This window comes from Longimicrobiaceae bacterium (assembly GCA_035936415.1).
Lineage (GTDB): Bacteria > Gemmatimonadota > Gemmatimonadetes > Longimicrobiales > Longimicrobiaceae > JAFAYN01.
Genome location: DASYWD010000548.1, coordinates 1 through 2,037, shown reverse-complemented (window position 1 = coordinate 2,037; position 2,037 = coordinate 1). Strand labels below are relative to the sequence as shown.

The 2,037-nt window shown below is 77.9% G+C and carries 4 protein-coding genes; 1 reads left to right on the top strand and 3 read right to left on the bottom strand.

What is annotated here, in order from left to right; all coding sequences use genetic code 11:
- The coding region (locus VGR37_22085) for a GntR family transcriptional regulator (GenBank protein ID HEV2150103.1) at positions 1-813 on the top strand (813 nt) is incomplete at its 5' end.
- 31 nt (positions 814-844) lie between these two features.
- On the opposite strand, the gene VGR37_22080 is transcribed toward VGR37_22085, so the two are convergent.
- The 3 genes from VGR37_22080 to VGR37_22070 all read right to left on the bottom strand — a co-directional run.
- The gene (locus VGR37_22080) at positions 845-1,201 is read right to left on the bottom strand and encodes a hypothetical protein (protein HEV2150102.1); all 357 of its coding nucleotides are present in this window, start codon (positions 1,199-1,201) and stop codon (positions 845-847) included.
- A 28-nt stretch (positions 1,202-1,229) separates the two neighbouring features.
- The gene (locus VGR37_22075; GenBank protein ID HEV2150101.1) at positions 1,230-1,430 is read right to left on the bottom strand and encodes a hypothetical protein; all 201 of its coding nucleotides are present in this window, start codon (positions 1,428-1,430) and stop codon (positions 1,230-1,232) included.
- Positions 1,427-2,037: M23 family metallopeptidase (locus VGR37_22070; protein HEV2150100.1), on the bottom strand; the 611-nt coding region annotated here is incomplete at its 5' end. The genes VGR37_22075 and VGR37_22070, both read right to left, overlap by 4 nt.

The window sequence follows — 2,037 nt, the reverse complement described above, 5'->3', positions numbered from 1 at the left end:
CCGCAGGGGCGCTCCGGCGAGGAGGCGGAGGCGTGGGGCCGGGCGCTCCTGGCGGAGCTGCAGGGGTCGGCCTCCGCCGAGCCGCGCACGTCCGCGGAGCGGCTGAGCGGCGCGCTCCGCGCCTCGCTCTCCGCCGCGGTGTACCTGGGGCGGGTGTGCGCGGGAGACCGGGTGCCGGGGATCCGGGAGGTGGCCCGCGCCACGGGGCTCAACCACAAGGTGGTGGCGCGCGCCTACCGGACGCTGGTGGAGGAGGGGGCGCTGGTGGTCCGCGACCGCTCGGGCGTGTACGTGGGCCGGCAGGAGTGGCGCGAGGGCCCGGCCACGGCCGACGCGGCCTGGCTCGCAGGGGTGCTGGCGGAGAGCTGGCTCCGGGGGATGCGGGTGACCGCGCTCCCGGAGCTGCTGCGCCGCTCCGCGGCGTCCGCGCGCCTCCGCTGCGCCTGCGTGGAGTCGGACGCGGGGCGCCGCCTGGCCCTCTGCGCGGAGGTGGGCGAGCCGTTCGGGCTGGAGTGCGTCGCTCTGGACCCGGAGGCGCTCGCCGGCGACGAGGCGCTCGCCCGGGAGCTGGGAGGCACGGACCTGGTGGTGACCACGGCGTACCACGCGGGGCGGGTCCGTGGCCTGGCGCGCGCGCTGGGGAAGCCGCTCCTGGTGGTGGGGGCGCAGCCCGGCGCGGAGGACGGCGCCCCGGAGCCCCTCCCCCGCCTGACCCCGGAGACGGCGCGCTCCATCTCCGAGACGCTGGTGATGCTCAACCTGGAGCAGGCCCGGGCGGACGAAGCGGGAGGCGCCGCCGTCCAGGCCGGGTGACGCACGGCTCGCGGGGCAGCCCCCCGCGCGGCTACCGCCCGCGCACCACGCCGGGGTACCGCTCCACGATCTCGCGGTAGCCCTCCAGCGTCTCGCGCATGGTCTGCGCCGTCTGCAGGCAGGCCGCCGTGATGCTGACCGCCTCCTCCGTGCGGCGGCTCGCCTCCGCCAGCAGCACGCCGCGGCGCTCCGCCTCCGCGCGCAGCCCCGGGTCGGACAGGGCCGGGGCGGTGAGGATCCCCACCAGGAGCACGGCGCCGCCCCCCACGCAGAGCCCCTGGAAGAACGCCCGCGAGCGCTCCACCTCGGAGCCGCCGTCGAAGACGATCACCTGCGCCCCCCGGCGCCGGGCCTTCCACTCCACGATCCAGCGCAGGAGGGTGTACACGGCGGGGCTCAGGCGGAGAGCGGGCGGCTCACGCCGCCAGCTCCATCTCGAGCTGCTCCCGCACCGGCGGGCACGAGGCGCAGGCCAGCTCCCCTCCCGGCCCCTGTGTCCAGCGTCGCCCCCCGCAGCGGGGGCAGCGCGGCTCCACCAGGCGGCTGAGCGACAGGAGGGTGTGGTGAACGAGCCACAGGCACACGGGGAAGGCGAGCCAGAGGGTCCAGTGCGTCATGGGAGCCCGGAGCGTGCAGCGGGGGAGCGGGGAGCGATGCCGAAGGCGCGGCGCGCCGAGGCTCGCAGGAGCGGGTACGGGTTGAGCGCGGCGCCCTCCCACCAGCGGCGCGCGTCCTCCAGCACCACGACGGAGAAGTGGAGGTGGAAGTCGCCGGGCGCGGCGTTCCCGGTGTCGCCCACGTAGCCGATCACCTCGCCGCGGCGCACCCGGTCCCCCAGCTCCAGCCCCTCCGCGTAGCGGTCCAGGTGGGCGTAGTAATACCGGGTGCGGCCGTCCGCCCCCAGCTGGTAGACGGCGATCCCGCCGCGCGCCCCGGAGTGGAGCCGGAGGATCGTCCCGTCCGCCGCGGCGACCACCGGCGTGCCCCGCGGGGCGTGGATGTCGATGGCCGCGTGCTCGCGCCCGCCGGAGCGGTCGGCGTGGAAGGTGTCGCGCAGCTCGTCCGGCTCCACCCCTTCCACCGGGATCAGGAGGCCGGGGTCCGCGGGGTCGGCGGGGCCCCCGAAGACGGCCACGGGGGAGAGGAGCTGCGCGCCCAGGGGGAGCTGTGCGGCGGCGGGTGCGGCGGCGAGCGCCGGCGCCGCGAGGAGCACGACCGCCAGGG

What these genes read in the sequence shown, in the direction of transcription:
- VGR37_22075 (HEV2150101.1), bottom strand. Translation starts at nt 1,430, where the DNA reads ATGACGCACTGGACCCTCTGGCTCGCCTTCCCCGTGTGCCTGTGGCTC.